Source organism: Mesorhizobium kowhaii (assembly GCF_003253745.1).
Taxonomy (GTDB): Bacteria; Pseudomonadota; Alphaproteobacteria; order Rhizobiales; family Rhizobiaceae; genus Mesorhizobium; species Mesorhizobium kowhaii.
This window is the reverse complement of record NZ_MZXV01000051.1, coordinates 391,896-406,407: the sequence shown is the minus strand read 5'-3', so window position 1 is coordinate 406,407 and position 14,512 is coordinate 391,896. Positions and strand designations below refer to the sequence as shown.

Annotated in this window: 15 protein-coding genes and 3 pseudogenes; 11 read left to right on the top strand and 7 right to left on the bottom strand. The window is 60.9% G+C overall.

Annotated elements, in window-relative coordinates; all coding sequences use genetic code 11:
* The first annotated feature begins 116 nt into the window (after positions 1-116).
* From B5V02_RS24540 to B5V02_RS24510, 7 genes are all read left to right on the top strand, one after another.
* Positions 117-1,055, top strand: a complete 939-nt coding sequence (locus tag B5V02_RS24540) for an ABC transporter substrate-binding protein (protein ID WP_111546620.1) — start codon at positions 117-119, stop codon at positions 1,053-1,055.
* A gap of 76 nt (positions 1,056-1,131) precedes the next feature.
* Positions 1,132-1,929 carry an ATP-binding cassette domain-containing protein gene (locus B5V02_RS24535; RefSeq protein WP_111546619.1) on the top strand — a complete coding sequence of 266 codons (798 nt, stop codon included), beginning with the start codon at positions 1,132-1,134 and terminating at the stop codon, positions 1,927-1,929.
* A complete protein-coding gene (locus tag B5V02_RS24530; RefSeq protein ID WP_111546618.1) occupies positions 1,926-2,930 on the top strand; it encodes an ABC transporter permease in 1,005 nt (334 codons plus the stop codon). The genes B5V02_RS24535 and B5V02_RS24530 overlap by 4 nt, the downstream gene beginning before the upstream one ends.
* Positions 2,931-2,934: 4 nt before the next feature.
* Positions 2,935-4,026, top strand: a complete 1,092-nt coding sequence (locus B5V02_RS24525) for a phosphotriesterase family protein (RefSeq protein ID WP_111546617.1) — start codon at positions 2,935-2,937, stop codon at positions 4,024-4,026.
* Between the two features lie 27 nt (positions 4,027-4,053).
* The gene (locus tag B5V02_RS24520; RefSeq protein WP_111546616.1) at positions 4,054-4,824 is read left to right on the top strand and encodes a glutamine amidotransferase; all 771 of its coding nucleotides are present in this window, start codon (positions 4,054-4,056) and stop codon (positions 4,822-4,824) included.
* Positions 4,825-4,827: 3 nt separating this feature from the next.
* Positions 4,828-5,736: a PfkB family carbohydrate kinase gene (locus B5V02_RS24515; protein WP_111546615.1), complete on the top strand. Its 909-nt coding sequence runs from the start codon at positions 4,828-4,830 to the stop codon at positions 5,734-5,736.
* Positions 5,733-6,575, top strand: coding sequence for a BtpA/SgcQ family protein (locus tag B5V02_RS24510; RefSeq protein WP_111546614.1), 843 nt, complete (start codon positions 5,733-5,735; stop codon positions 6,573-6,575). The genes B5V02_RS24515 and B5V02_RS24510 overlap by 4 nt, the downstream gene beginning before the upstream one ends.
* A gap of 394 nt (positions 6,576-6,969) precedes the next feature.
* Here B5V02_RS24510 and B5V02_RS24505 read toward each other — a convergent pair whose 3' ends face one another.
* Together B5V02_RS24505 and B5V02_RS24500 are read right to left on the bottom strand one after the other, a co-directional pair.
* Positions 6,970-7,278 (bottom strand): EthD family reductase, encoded by a 309-nt coding sequence (locus B5V02_RS24505; RefSeq protein ID WP_111546613.1) that lies wholly within the window; start codon positions 7,276-7,278, stop codon positions 6,970-6,972.
* A 34-nt stretch (positions 7,279-7,312) separates the two neighbouring features.
* A complete protein-coding gene (locus tag B5V02_RS24500; protein ID WP_425374412.1) occupies positions 7,313-7,570 on the bottom strand; it encodes a DUF768 domain-containing protein in 258 nt (85 codons plus the stop codon).
* A 321-nt stretch (positions 7,571-7,891) separates the two neighbouring features.
* On the opposite strand from B5V02_RS24500, the gene B5V02_RS24495 reads away from it, so the two are divergent.
* Positions 7,892-8,092: a DUF2905 domain-containing protein gene (locus tag B5V02_RS24495; RefSeq protein ID WP_111546611.1), complete on the top strand. Its 201-nt coding sequence runs from the start codon at positions 7,892-7,894 to the stop codon at positions 8,090-8,092.
* Positions 8,093-8,694: 602 nt separating this feature from the next.
* On the opposite strand, the gene B5V02_RS41870 is transcribed toward B5V02_RS24495, so the two are convergent.
* The 3 genes and pseudogenes from B5V02_RS41870 to B5V02_RS42770 form a co-directional block, all read right to left on the bottom strand.
* Positions 8,695-9,057: a hypothetical protein gene (locus B5V02_RS41870; RefSeq protein ID WP_245446161.1), complete on the bottom strand. Its 363-nt coding sequence runs from the start codon at positions 9,055-9,057 to the stop codon at positions 8,695-8,697.
* Positions 9,054-10,256, bottom strand: a pseudogene (locus B5V02_RS41865) (heavy metal translocating P-type ATPase). Before B5V02_RS41865 ends, B5V02_RS41870 begins: the two are co-directional and overlap by 4 nt.
* Positions 10,257-10,718: 462 nt before the next feature.
* Positions 10,719-10,935, bottom strand: a pseudogene (locus tag B5V02_RS42770) (cation transporter); the annotation flags it as partial.
* A 65-nt stretch (positions 10,936-11,000) separates the two neighbouring features.
* Between B5V02_RS42770 and B5V02_RS24485 the strand changes: the two are divergent.
* Together B5V02_RS24485 and B5V02_RS24480 are read left to right on the top strand one after the other, a co-directional pair.
* Positions 11,001-11,276: pseudogene (locus tag B5V02_RS24485) on the top strand (MerR family transcriptional regulator); the annotation flags it as partial.
* 548 nt (positions 11,277-11,824) lie between these two features.
* Complete coding sequence (locus B5V02_RS24480; protein WP_042640013.1) at positions 11,825-12,028, top strand: CsbD family protein; 204 nt, start codon at positions 11,825-11,827, stop codon at positions 12,026-12,028.
* A gap of 104 nt (positions 12,029-12,132) precedes the next feature.
* Here the strand turns inward: B5V02_RS24480 and B5V02_RS24475 are convergent, their stop codons facing one another.
* Complete coding sequence (locus tag B5V02_RS24475; protein WP_111546687.1) at positions 12,133-12,609, bottom strand: YciE/YciF ferroxidase family protein; 477 nt, start codon at positions 12,607-12,609, stop codon at positions 12,133-12,135.
* A 185-nt stretch (positions 12,610-12,794) separates the two neighbouring features.
* Positions 12,795-13,760, bottom strand: coding sequence for a DMT family transporter (locus B5V02_RS24470; RefSeq protein ID WP_111546609.1), 966 nt, complete (start codon positions 13,758-13,760; stop codon positions 12,795-12,797).
* On the opposite strand from B5V02_RS24470, the gene B5V02_RS24465 reads away from it, so the two are divergent.
* Positions 13,747-14,511 (top strand): CGNR zinc finger domain-containing protein, encoded by a 765-nt coding sequence (locus B5V02_RS24465; RefSeq protein WP_167458641.1) that lies wholly within the window; start codon positions 13,747-13,749, stop codon positions 14,509-14,511. The two genes, B5V02_RS24470 and B5V02_RS24465, sit on opposite strands and share 14 nt — an antisense overlap.
* Position 14,512 lies beyond the last annotated feature (1 nt).

The window sequence follows — 14,512 nt, the reverse complement described above, 5'->3', positions numbered from 1 at the left end:
AGGCAGGCATTCAAACGCATTGACAAATATTCAAGTCTCTTGAATGTTTGCCTCGTGCTGAAGCGCCAATGGGACCAGCCGAATGAGGTTTGGCCCGCAAGCAAGGGGAACCGCAAATGCGTCTGTTTAAACTTCTCGTCGGTTGCGTCGCCTTCATTACCATCTGCTCAACAGCCATGGGATCAGCGCTCGCCGACACGTTCGCTCTCGTCAACATCAACCAGCAAGCCCTCTTTTTCAACCAGATCAACGAGGGTGCGCAGAAGGCGGCCGATGCCGCCGGCGCCAAGCTGGTCATCTTCAATGCCAACAACGTGCCGAGCGCGCAAAATGACGCGATCGAGAACTACATCACCCAGAAAGTCGACGGCATCATTTTGGTCGCCATCGACGTGAACGGCGTCAAGCCTGCAATCACCGCCGCCAAGGCGGCTGGCATTCCCGTGATCGCCATCGACGCGCAGATTCCCGATGGCGACAACATTTCGTTCATAGGCGTCGACAATACCAAGGCCGGCGAGGACATCGGCAAATTCTACGCCGACTATGTGAAGTCCGAGATGGCCGGCAAAGCCAAGATCGGTATCGTTGGCGCGCTTAATTCGTTCATCCAGAACCAGCGGCTCGACGGCTTTAAGAAGGCGGTCACCGACAGCGGCGAAGCGGTCACCTTCCTCGACACGGTCGACGGCCAGAATGTTCAGGAGACCGCGTTGAGCGCTTCGGAGAATTTGATGACCGCCAATCCGGACATGACAACGCTGTATGCGACCGGCGAGCCGGCGTTGCTCGGCGCGGTTTCGGCCGTGACCAGCCAGGGCCGCACCGGCGACGTCAAAGTGTTCGGCTGGGACCTGACCAAGCAGGCGGTTCAGGGCATCGACGATGGTTGGGTAGTGGCGGTCGTCCAGCAGGATCCGGCGGGCGAAGGCAAGGCCGCTGTCGAAGCGCTGACCAAGCTCAAGAAGGGCGAAAAGGTTGATCCGATCATCAATATTCCGGTGACGATCGTGACCAAAAAGAATGTCGACCAATACCGCGCGATGTTCCAGTAAACTGCATCGACGACCGATCCGCGGCGCCTGTTGAGAGTCACGCCGCGGACTCTTTGCAAATCCCGTGGGATCCAAGATGAGCAGTGGCGAGACCTACCGGGTGCGGATGAGCGGCATCTCAAAGCGCTACAACGCCATCCAGACGCTCGATGACGTGTCCCTAACGCTGAAGCCGGGCGAGGTCTTGGGGCTGGTCGGCGACAATGGCGCAGGAAAGTCTACGTTGAGCAAGGTGCTGTCGGGGGCGGTTATCCCCGACGCCGGCACGATCGAGATCGATGGAATGCCGGTGACCTTCAGTTCGCCGGCGGACTCGCGTGCAGCGCGCGTGGAGATGGTCTATCAAGACCTGTCGCTCTGTGACACCGTCGACGTCGCCGGCAATCTGTTTCTCGGCCGCGAGCCGCGCCGGCGCATCGCCGGCATTTCCTTTCTCGACAAGAAGCGCATGCACGAGCAAACGCGCCAGATGCTCGACCGTCTTGGCATCGTTATCGCCGACACGCGGCTCAAGGTCGAAAACCTGTCCGGCGGACAGCGACAGTCGATTGCGATCGGCCGCGCCGCCTCGTTCGAGCCGTCCGTGTTGATTATGGATGAGCCAACGGCAGCGCTTGCCGTCGCCGAGGTCGAGGCTGTGCTGGACCTCATCCGCACGGTGAGCGCGCGCGGCGTCAGCGTTATTCTGATCACCCACCGCCTCCAGGATCTGTTCCTCGTGTGCGACCGCATTCAAGTCATGTATGAAGGACGCAACGTCGCCGAGCGGCTGATCGGCGAAACCAATATCGAGGACGTGGTCAACCTGATCGTTGGCCGCAAGTTTAACGCTCGATCGGCCACCAACCGCCATCGCGATGGAGCGCCGGCATGAGCGAAGCGACCCACTCCGCTCAGTCGCGAAAGATGCGGGAAGGCACATGGCGAGACATGATGCTCGCCAATGGCAGTGTCGTGTCGATTGCGCTGTTCTTTCTTGTCGTTTGCATCATCTTCTCGGTGGCGACGAACGCCTTTCTGACATCGCCCAATCTGTTGAACATCCTGCGGCAGTCATCGCCGCTGCTCATCGTCGCCGCGGCGATGACCTTCGTTATCACCACGGGCGGCATCGATCTTTCAGTCGGCTCCGTGCTGGCGCTGGTGGCAACGCTGTCGGCGACACTTCTGCAGCTCGGCTTGCCGTGGCCGGCGGTCATCCTCGCCATGCTCGCCTTGGGTGCCCTGCTTGGCGCGGTGCAGGGTTATTTCGTGGCGTATGAGGGCATCCCGGCCTTCATCGTCACGCTTGCCGGGCTTTCGGTGATCCGTGGCGTGGCGCTGCTGATCACCGGCGGCTACTCCATCCCCGTCGAACCGGGAAGCCCTTTCACGGTCATAGGCCGAGCTTGGTTCCTTGGCGTGCCAGTTCCGGCGCTCATCGCGCTGGTGATCCTCGCGATCGCCTATCTGGCCTTCAACGAGACGCCGTTCGGCCGCTATGTGACCGGCATCGGCGCCAACGCCGAGGCGGTGAGACGCGCCGGTGTGAACACGCGACTGATGACGCTTTTCGTTTATGTGATTTCCGCCGCCGCGGCGGCGCTTGCCGGGATCATCATTGCTGCCCGGCTCGGATCCGGATCTTCGAATGCCGGGCAAGGCTTCGAGCTCGAAGTGATCGCTGCCGTCGTGCTTGGCGGCACCAGTCTCTTCGGGGGCCGCGGAACGATTGTCGGCACGGTGCTCGGTGCGCTTACCGTGGCCATCATCGGCAACGGCCTGATCCTGGCGCATCTATCGCCTTTCCTGACGCCGATCGTGACCGGAACGATCATCCTGATCGCCATCTGGCTGAACTTCCGCCTGTTCCGCGGCGCGGTGCGAAGCCGTTGAGCCCATGAGTAATCTCTTCGATGACGCGCCCCCCAAGCCGCGGCTGGAGATCGGGGTCGAAACCGGCCATGTGATGACCGTGCTCGGCCCCGTTCCGGTCGAAGAGATGGGAATTACCCTGATGCACGAGCACATCTTGCTCGACGGCGCGCGCACCTGGAAATGTCCCTGTCATCCGGACGACATGGCGCTCGCCGAGCAGCCAGTGAACATTGAGATCATCGGCGAATTGCGCATGAACCCCTACGTGAACCGCGACAACGTTTCGCTCGACGACAGTGACTTGGCGCTGTCGGAGCTGCAACGGTATCGCGCGCTGGGTGGTCACACCGTCGTCGACGCAACCAATATCGGCATCGGCCGCGAGCCGGAAACGCTTGCCCGCATCAGCCGCATGTCTGGCCTGAAGATCGTCATGGGCACCGGCTTCTATCTCGAGCACACCCATCCCGAATGGCTGAAGACCATGGATGTCGACGCGGTGACCGAGTTCATCGTCAATGACGTCGGCGGCGGCGAGACGCAGCCGCCGATCCTGGCCGGCCTGATTGGCGAGGTCGGCGTCAGCAAGGACTTCACCTCCGAGGAACGAAAGTCGCTGAGAGCTTCCGCGCGAGCCTCGCGCATCACGGGCGTGCCGCTGTCAATCCATCTGCCGGGCTGGGAACGACTGGCGCACGAGGTGCTCGATGTCGTGGAGGCCGAGGGCGCCGATCTTCGCCACACCGTGCTCTGCCACATGAATCCCAGCCACAACGATCTCGACTATCAGACAAGCCTTGCCCGCCGTGGCGCGTTCCTCGAATATGATATGATCGGCATGGACTACTATTATGCCGATCAGGACGCGCAATCGCCCTCCGATGAAGAGAATGCCCGAGCAATTGCGGCACTTGTCGAAGCGGGCTTCGGCGACCGCCTGCTGCTCTCGCAGGATGTGTTCCTCAAGATCATGCTGACCCGCTTCGGCGGCTTCGGCTACGGCTACATCCTGAAGCATTTCATACCGCGTCTGCAACGGCACGGTATTGAGCAGCGAGCCATCGACCGCATGCTGATCGCCAATCCGAAGGCCGTGTTCGCGCGGCAGACTTAAGCGGCCAAGACTGACAACGGAGTTCAAATGTCCAAGAAGAAGATCCTGCTTGCCGGTGAATCCTGGGTGTCGACCGCGACCCATATCAAGGGTTTCGACCAATTTCCGACGGTCACTTACCATACCGGCGCGGACGAATTGCTGAAGGCTTTGAAGGCGACTGATTTCGACGTGACCTTCATGCCGGCGCATGAGGCTCAGCGCACCTTTCCTCAAACAATGGAAGCCCTCTCGGCATATGATGCAGTGGTGCTCTCCGACATCGGCGCCAACACACTGCTTCTGCATCCCGACACCTGGGTTCACTCGAAAAGAACACCGAACCGCTTGCGTCTGCTGCGCGACTATGTGAGCGCCGGCGGCGGACTTTTGATGTTCGGCGGCTACTACAGCTTCCAGGGTATCAACGGCGGCGCGCGCTACCGCAAGACGCCGGTCGAGGAAGTGCTTCCGGTGAACTGCCTCGCGGTCGACGACCGCGTCGAGGTTCCGGAGGGCTTTGCGCCTGTGCTAAAAGGCTCGTCAAGCCATCCGATCTTGAAGGGTCTCGGTTCGGACTGGCCGATCCTGCTCGGCTTCAACGAGGTGACGCTGAAAGACGGGGCAGAAGTTCTGGCTACCGTGTCGTCGGAATATGAATCACTGCCGCTGCTTGTCACCGGCCACTACGGCAAGGGCCGCAGTGTGGCTTGGACATCCGATGTCGGGCCGCATTGGCTGCCACCGGAATTCATCGCCTGGAAAGGCTATAAGACCCTGTTCGAACAGATGCTTAGCTGGGCGACCGGCGAGAACTGAGCGATGCACGTTCACGTCGTGGGCAATGCCTGTGTCGACACAACGTTTCGCCTCGGCCGCTTCCCTTCCGCCGGCGAGACTTTGAATGCCGTTGCCAGCGCTGACGGCCTCGGCGGCAAGGGCGCAAACCAGGCGGTCGCGGCCGCGCGCACGGGCGCGGCGGTTACGCTATGGACGGCACTCGGCAAGGATCCCGCAGGCGCATGGATCAGGAACTGCCTCGACATGGAGTTGTCCGACGTCCAGGTGAACGAATTCGACTTGCCGAGCGACCGCTCGACCATCGTCATTGATGCTGGCGGCGAGAACTTCATCGTCAGCGGCGTCGCCTGCAGCGAAGCGTTCGATCCCATTGCTCAAACCGCACTTGCGCGCCGGATCGCGCCTGGCGACATCCTTGTCATGCAAGGAAACCTGCGAGGCTCCGCGACAAATGCCTGCCTGCGGGCAGCACAGGAAAAGGGCGCGCGCACCGTTCTGAACGCCAGCCCTGTCGATGCGGCGGCTCCGCCTAACTTCGGTCTGGCGGAGGTGCTGGTGGTAAATCAATCGGAGGCGAAAGCACTGACCGACAGGAGCGATATGGCGGCGGCGGCCGACGCGCTAGCGGCCAAAGGCGCCGGGACTATCGTGATTACGCTCGGCGCCGATGGTTGTCTTGTGCTTGGCCCGGACCAAGCAGGATCGCTTCGTTTGCCGGCGCCACACGTCGAGGCGCTCGACACCAGCGGTGCCGGCGATGTGTTCTGCGGCTGTCTGGCCGGCGGGTTTGCCAAGGAGATGTCGGTTACATCAGCGCTGAAGTTCGCGCTCGCGGCCGCGGCAATCGCGGTGACACGGTCGGGCACACTGTTATCCTGTCCTTCCGCGTCTGAAATGGCGGCGCTCATCGATCAAACGGAGTTCTCATGACCCAGCCCTCACCTCTGATCGGTCAATCAGGCGGCGACGCGCTCATCCAGCTTTTCGGTCGCACCAAAGTGGTGATCGGGGTCGTTCACCTTGCGCCGCTTCCTGGCGCGCCACGCTATGATGGCGAGGCGGTGGAGGCGATCTATCAGCGAGGGCTAAACGATGCGAAAGCCTATCTCGATGGCGGATGCGACGGCGTAATTGTCGAGAATCATGGCGACATCCCATTCGCCAAACCTGACGATCTCGGTCCGGAGACAGCGGCCTATATGGCGGTCGTCTCCGACCGCATTCGCCGCGAACTCGGCAAGCCGATCGGCATAAATGTGCTCGCAAACGCCGCGATCCCAGCGCTTGCGATCGCTAGCGCCGCTGGCGCGGGCTTCGTCCGGATCAATCAGTGGGCTAATGCCTACGTCGCCAATGAGGGCTTTGTCGAAGGGGAATCGGGCCGCGCAGCACGCTACCGAGCCAGGCTGCGCGCCAACGGCATTCGCATTTTCGCCGATGCCCACGTCAAGCATGGCGCGCACGCGATCGTTGCCGACCGCCCGGTGGAGGAACTGGTCAAGGATCTGGTCTTCTTCGACGCCGACGCCATCATCGCGACGGGTCAGCGCACCGGGCACGCTGCGGATCTGAGCTACATCCGAATGATCAAGGAGGCCGCCGGCCTACCGACGCTGGTCGGCAGCGGCGTGACGCCCGATAATGCCAACGACATCCTTGGCATCGTCGATGGCGTCATCATTGCCAGCGCGCTGAAGCGTGACGGCGTCTGGTGGAACCAGGTCGACCCCGCCCGAGTAGGGACTTTCATGGCCGGACTGAGGCGATGACCGAACTGCAATCAATGCCCAACGGAGCTGGCCGCCGCACACCGCCCTACGTCGTCGATCTCGCCTACCCGAATCGTCCTCGCGGCGGATTTCGTTGATCACTTCCAAGTCTGCTTCCGTTCAAGATGGCACGCAGGCGTGTAACAACTCGGGGATCCAAGGACAGCGGCAAACTCATGCGTCGCCCGTGACCGGTTTCACCGCTCGGCCGACCCGTCGCGCGATAACGTTTTCCACGCCGGATCGACCAATGTCCGCCGGTTTTGCCGACGCGACGCATTGACCTTACCGGCGAGACGCAAGAGCCGCTGACGTTCCGGTGGGCCGGTTGCTTGTAAAGCTTGCAAGACGTCGTGCTAACGGATGAACATCTCGAAGGTGGGTTGGGCGAGGCTCAGACTTCCCTAGTCTCGAAGAGCAAAAGCTCCACTCCGCCGTCTGCAAACTTGCCAAGATCGGCCGCCGTGGCCTGCCCCTCGGGAGATGCAAACGCGGCTTGAATGTCCGCAACGGAATCGAAGTGGAGGGTAGCCACAAGATGATAGCCTGAGGGCCCACCCGGCGAATCGACCCCGCCATCGCTGATCTCATATTTCCTCAAGCCGGGAATCGTTTTGGCCAGCGGAATGTGGGTCGAAAAATAGTAACGGTCGAATGCGGTCAGGTCTTTCGGCGTCTTGTAGAGTGCGACAAGTCTGGCCATTCGCCCCCCTTTTTCAAACGACACCCACCGCCGGCTATTTGCGCAAAAGAATACTCCTCGGCGAAGTCGCTTGCAAATGGTGGCGACCCGCAATCTGAGAAGTGTCGGGCATCAGCGAAAGCTTTTGGGTCAGCTCGGCGACTGACATGATATCGGCGCCGACGGTCTCGGGGAGGTTGTTGGAAATCCACTTGTGCAGGAAGTTGACGCCGCGTGTGCTCATCTCGCCATAAGCCGGCGGGCGGCATTGGGTTTCGCTGAATTGCCCCGCCAGAGCGAGGCTCAGGGACAATCCGACTGAATCAAACGGACAGGCCCTTGCGCACCCAACCCTGCCGTTCAGGCCCGACGGTCCGCCTGTCAAACAGGGTCGCTGCCCTGCCCCATACCCTGCGCCCGCGCCTCCACCGGAGACGCGGGCGGATTAGGGACTAACCCGATCTTGCAGCAAAGTTAAGTGGACTTCGCTGCAAGAAGACAACCGCCGTCGCGGCCGGGTTGTTCCGGCACCAAACAGAAAAGCCCGCCGGCGTGCGCGCTTGTTTCGGCCATGTTTTAATGCTGCGCCTGCCGGTGAGTCCCGGCGCCATTATATTTCTGGCAGGACGCTGTCATGTCGCGAACCCTGATTGTCGTTGGTCTCATCATAGTTGCGGTGGGCTTATTATGGCCCTGGTTGTCACGGATCGGTCTTGGCAGACTGCCTGGTGACATCGTGATCGAGCGTGAGAACTTCACGTTCTATGCTCCGATCGCCACCGGGATTCTGATCTGCATCGTGCTCTCGATTATTCTGTGGCTGGTCAACCGGTAGCGGGACACTCGAACACGACGCCTAAGCGGATCTCGCTACGATGAACTGCGCAGGGGCCTCCGAAGCGAGTGCGTTGATCAAGCTTGTCCCAGAACGTGTCCTGATACTCCAATCTCTTTCATAAGCACACGCAATTCGGCTGGAGGAGCAAGACAGAAGGTTCGAAAAGCTTCCAAGAACCCCAGGCAACTGGACGCCGCGGCGGACGATGAGGTTCACGGATATCCCGGCGAACATCCGCATTGGAGCGGTCAATATCGTCGGCAGAAGAGCGTCCGAAAAGGGCTGTCGGCGGCTCCGTCGTGGGAACGAAAAAAGAAGAGAAGCAGAACTTTCGTGTGCGAATTTTGCACACAGAAGCTCGTAACTAGCTGATTTTATTTATGTATCTGCCCTATCCATCATCCGATTTCTATCCGACCCTATCCGTCGCTACTACGCACCTCGGCCATTTACGCGGAGCCGGAACGCGCAGCGAGCGCGCCATGAGCTACGTAGCGCTTAATCGAACGCCATGGACCGCCGAGCCTGTCGGTCCAGCACATGGCCCGCAAACCGATATATCTATACGTTTATAATGACTTGCAGCGTGTGGCTGAGTCTCATGCTTCACCCTTCCAGCGGAGCAACCGCATAGCGTTGGCCGTCACCAGAACCGTCGCGCCGGTATCAGCCAGAATGGCGGGCCACAGGCCAGTTATGCCGGCTATTGTGGTCACCAGAAACACCGCCTTCAGCCCCAGCGCCATGGTGATGTTCTGCTTGATGTTGGCCATGGTCGCTTGAGACAGCCTTATCATCGCAGCGACGTCTCCGACACGGCCATGCAACACCGCTGCGTCGGCAGTCTCCAAGGCGACATCGGTGCCGCCGCCCATGGCGATACCGACATCGGCCGCCGCGAGCGCCGGCGCATCATTGATGCCGTCGCCTACCTTGGCGACGATAAGCCCCTGCCCTTTCAACTCGCCGATAATGCGCTGCTTGGCAGCAGCTCAGCCCGGACCTCAATACCCAACTGCTTGCCGATAGCGGCTGCTGTGCGCTTGTTGTCGCCGGTCAGCATAACGGTCTTGATGCGGGAATCTGTCAGCGCCTTGAGGCCGGCTAACGCATCCGGCCGGGGCTCGTCACGCATTGCAACGGCGCCGATGATCTCTTTGCCCATGAGGACAATGGAAACTGTCTTGCCCTGATCATTAAGCGCCGTAATCTCGGCCGTTTGTTCGGCCGAGAGCTTGATCGTGTCGATGGCCGCCTGCGGCTAGGCCAAGAACACTTCGGCACCTTCCACGGTGCCTTTGACACCCTTGCCGCCCAGCGCCTGCGCCTTGGATGCCGGTGGCACCTTTACCTTGTCGGCAGCAGCCTTCGCGAGGATAGCGAGTGCCAGCGGATGGCTTGAGCCGGTTTCCAGGGCAGCGGCCAGGCGCAACACGTCTGCCTCAGGACGGCCGAAAGAAATCACATCGGTGACTTGTGGCTTGCCGAGGGTCAGCGTTCCGGTCTTGTCGAGAGCCACGGCGGTGATTTTGCCGAGACCTTCCAGTACCGCGCCGCCTTTCATCAAGAGGCCTCGCTTGGCGCCCGCCGAGAGCGAGGCGGCGATCGCCGCCGGCACCGAAATGACCAGCGCGCAGGGGCAGCCGATGAGCAGCAGCGCCAGACCCTTGTAAATCCAACCATTCCAGTCACCGCCAAAGAAAAACGGTGGCACCACCGCTACCAGCGCCGCGACGACGACAACGCCCCGGCGTGTACCACCGCGAGAAGCGGTCAATGAAGCGCTCAGTCGGCGCCTTGCTTCCTGTGCTTCCTCCACCAGCTTAACCACGCGGGCAATGGTGTTGTCGCTGGCGGCGGCCGTAACCTTAATGCGCAGGACGCTGTCGCCGTTGATGGTGCCGGCGAAAACGTTGTCGCCGACGCTTTTGCGCACCGGCACGCTCTCGCCGGATACAGGCGATTCATCAATGGCGCTTTCGCCTTCTGAAATCACGCCATCGGCTGGAATCCGGTCGCCGGGCCGCACCAGAATCATCCTGCCGACTTCCAGGCTCTCGGCCGGCACCTCACGGGTCTGGCCGTCTTCCTCGACAAACGCAGTTTTGGGCACCAGCGTGGTCAGCGCCTGGATGCTCGAGCGCGCCTTGCCGGGGGCCACCCCTTCGAGCAGCTCGCCGACCAGAAACAGAAAGACCACTCACGGTGGCGGCTTCCTCGCCAGCGCCGATGATGACGGCGCCGACCGCCGCCACGGTCATGAGCATTTCGATGGTGAATGGAATGCCGGCGAGCGTGGCCATCAACGCCCGCCATGCAATCGGCACAAGGCCGATCAGCATAGCGGAAATGAACGCCCAATTGCCAGTAGCCGGTCAGACATAGTGGACCGCGAAGGCCGCGACCAGCGCGACGCCGCTGGCAATCGTCAACCGCCCTTTGGGGCTGTTCCACCACGGTCCCGAGGTCGGCGTGTAATCGTGCCCGTGCAGGCCCTCCACCTCCTCGTCGTGGCCTTGGTGATCTGTGCCGGCGTCATCGCCTTCGTGGTCATGGCCGGCATGGTCATGTGTGTGCTTCTCGTCAGCTTTCGCCCGCGTGGCCGGTTCGGATTTGCCCTTGATCTGCGCCACGGTGTAGCCGAGGCCGGTAACCTTCTTCTCAATCGCGGCGAGGTCGCTTTTTAGCGCGTGCTTGACGGTGATCATGCCCGCCGTCACCGAAACGTTGACATCCTCAACACCGGGCATGCGACGCACCGCCGTATCGATCTTGGAGGCGCAGCTGGCGCAATCCATGCCTTCCACGCGGTATTTCGTCTGGTGTTTGGTCGCAGCCATGAGGAACCTCTTGTATCCTTGATCACGACGCTACATCCTCTATCGACTAGAGGAGCAAGCGAAAAATGTCTGAAGGCGTGACCATCGGCGAAGCGGCCAGGCAGAGCGGCGTGAAGGTTCCAACCATCCGCTATTATGAGCAGATTGACTTGCTTCCCGCCCCTGCCCGCAGCGAAGCCAATCGTCGACACTACGAGGCGGCCGACTTGCGCCGGCTGACCTTCATCAGGCACGCCCGAGAGCTGGGGTTCGAGATCGAAGCCATCAGGGCGCTGCTGACCTTGCAAGACAATCCCAGCCAGCCCTGCGCAACTGCCGACGCTATTGCTCAAGCGCGGCTGGACCTCATCAATATGATGGGAACCGAGTGGACATCATTGCTGCATGAGGCCAGGATACTGAAAGCGCAACATTGAGCTGATGGACGAGTCGCTAAACAAATTTGTTGCCACCTCTTGAACTGATTTTGGGCTATTTCCAAGTCGTTCGCCGTCGAGGGTTAGGCACGACAAAATTCGCGTCTGCGACGCTGCTTGGACACCATGTTGCTCCACTGGCCCTAGGCAGGTAATCCGCCACTTGTCCAGAAAGTTGATTCCGCATGTGCTCATTTGGCGATAAGCTGGACGAGCCATTTCCGTTCCGCGCTTGAATGGAAACTATTTCCCGAGCGCTGATGCCACTGCAAGGCGGCGCTTTCGAAGTCGGTGTAACCCGCGGTCTCGTGAAGATCCTGGTGCCTTGCTCGCCGACCTTCAGGGCAAAGCCGCAGGGGACAAGGTCCGCAATCCACGCCTCCGCTACATCGGCCGCCTGATTAGCAATTCCGCGGGAACTCCTACGGTCCGACAACGTTTCGCTCTATCCGCAACCATGAAGGATAGGTGCCATGGACTGGAACCGTGTCGAAGGAAACTGGAAGCAGGTGAAGGGTAAGGTCAAGGAACAGTGGGGTAAGCTCACCGATGACGATCTCGACCGTATCGCCGGCAAACGCGATCAGCTCGAAGGCAAGATTCAGGAGCGCTACGGGATCGAGAAGGATCGTGTCCGGCGCGATATCGACGACTGGTATGGCCGGCAAGGCTGGTGAACGCCCGGACCCTGCCAAATGTGAGGGCGCTGTAGCTGCAGCGCCCTCATTTACGACACCGCCGCGAAGCACGGCTTGCTGCCACTTCACTTAGGTCGGATTAATCAGTTTGTCCTGTTGATCGATGTAACCGCAAGGTTCGTCAGCTTGTTGTTGGTGGCCTTCTCCTCGTCAAGGATCTCGCTGAGCAGCTTGTGCGCCTCGTCGTGCCCGAGTTCCTTGGCCCATTCCCGCAGAGAGCCGTATCGGGAAATTTCGTAGTGCTCCACTGCCTGGCATGCCGCCAGCAGGCCGGAATCGAGGGCCGTCCCGGACGCTTCCTCCATCAGGCCGTCGGCCTCCTTGATTAGCCCCTCGATAGCGTCGCACTTCTCGCCAGACGCCTTCTTGCCAATCGACTTGAACACCTGCTCCAGTTTCTTGATCTGCCCCCTCGTCTCCTCGAGGTGGTCCTCGGCCGCTTTCTTTAGCTTGGCATCTTTTGCGGCCGCAGCCACTTTGGGCAGGGCCTTGGTAATCGCGTTCTCGGCGTAATACATGTCTTGCAGGGTATGCTCGAAAATATCGGCCAGCGTCTTCATCATGATGCTCCATTTGCCCGAATTGGCTTCGGGAGAAAGTGCGAGCGAAGCCAATGGTTCCGTGTTTTTCACGCCGAGCTGACAGACAGACAGCCTTTGGGCCGGCAGCCACCTCCGCTTATCGGGCGCTGAATGTCCTCCGACTGAAGAATCAGTTAGTCGACATTCGACCCTGCATTCATTTTTCAATGTGCACGAGGAGCGAGAACCAACTGCTGGGCAGGCAGGGATGTTCGCTCGCCCTGCTTGCGCTCGCGAAGCGCAAGAAAGGCCGCGCAGAGCATAACAGCCATGCCGGTGACGTCGATCAGGCTGACCTCCTCACCGTAAGTGAATATGCCGAGCAGAACGGCGATCACCGGTGAGACGAAGGCAAAGGCTCCGGCCCGCGAGGCACCGATGTCGTGCAGGAGACGCATAAACAGCGTGTAGCCTATGAACGAACCAAACAGCACGAGGAACAGCCACCCGGCCCAGGCCTGCCAGCCCCAATCGCCTGTTAGTGCCGCAGCCGCGCCCGGCTCCACAACGAGTGAGACGAGGATCAGGAAAGCGCCCCCGAAAAGGGTGGTGAAGCCCGCGATGAAGTCCGACGAATATACCTCAAGAAGCGGTCGCGCGAGCACCGAACCCCAAGCGTAGATTACAGCGGCCGACGCCACCGCCGCCATGGCGAGTAGCTGGATAGCCCTGCCCTTCTCGTCGGGATGTGCCCATCCTGCAAAGGCCTCGGGACCGAACAAGATACCGAGGCCGACCACACCGAGCAGGATCGCGAAAAGCCTTTGGCCGTCATAGCGTTCGTCGCCCAGAAGCAACGCAAAGGCCAGCAGCGCGACCGGTGTGAGCGAAAGCTCGAGCACAGCAGCGGTGCCCGAATCGACATAACGCATGCCCCAGAAGAGAGGGGCGTAGCAAAGCGGTATCATGAACAAGGTAACGAAGAAAAGACGCGGCCAATTCCTCTTCGCCACCCGTGGTAGCGCAGCGCCCCTCAGGCGCGCGGCACCGAGGATCAGCAATCCTGCCACGGCAAAACGCGTTCCTGCGAACATCAGAGGTGGCACGGTGGCAATGCCCGCCTTGATGCCGATCCACGTCATGCCCCAGATCAGACATAGGACGAGAAAGATCGCCGTGTTGCGCTTCATGGGAAGGTGCCTCGACACGAGCGCGCATTGTGGTGTAACGCTCAAACATTTCTTTATCCCGTTACAACGCCCTCTTGCCAATTCGGTTCCGCCGACCGATCTTCCGGGCATGGATAGTGCGAAGACTACCGCCGACATGCGCCTGGTTGGGGGGCACGCCTGCCTCGACTTTGTCAACACGGTCGACGCGCGGCGCGAACGGTGGGGGCCAGACCTCTTGCAGACCTACGCCGATCTGGTCGTGTGGGCCGGGCGGGTCGACTTGATCGAGGCCGATGAGGGGCGCGGACTGCTCGCCAAAGCTTCCGCTCGGCCAGCCCTGGCGGTGGCGGCGCTGAAGCGTGCCAAGACCTTGCGCGAGGCGCTTTACGCCGCTCTTCATGCCGAGGCGGCAGGTGTAATCGTGCCGGACGACGCCTTGCAAACCATTCGCGACGCTGTCGCTCAGGCCATGCCGAAGCGCTCGCTTTCCAACGTCGGCGACCGGCTCGCCTGGCAATGGACGGAGAGGAGCAACCTGAACACCATCAGCTGGCGCGTCGCCTTTGGGGCAGCTGAGTTCATGGTGGCGAGGCATGACCGCCGCAGTGTGCGGGAATGCACAGGGCCTAACTGCGGTTGGCTATTCATCGATACTTCGCGCGGCGGGCGCAGGCGCTGGTGCTCGGACGAGAGCTGCGGCACACACACCCGCGTCAGGCGCTTCAGGGCAAAGGTGGATGCCGCACGAAGCGCGATCCGCAGAAACTAGC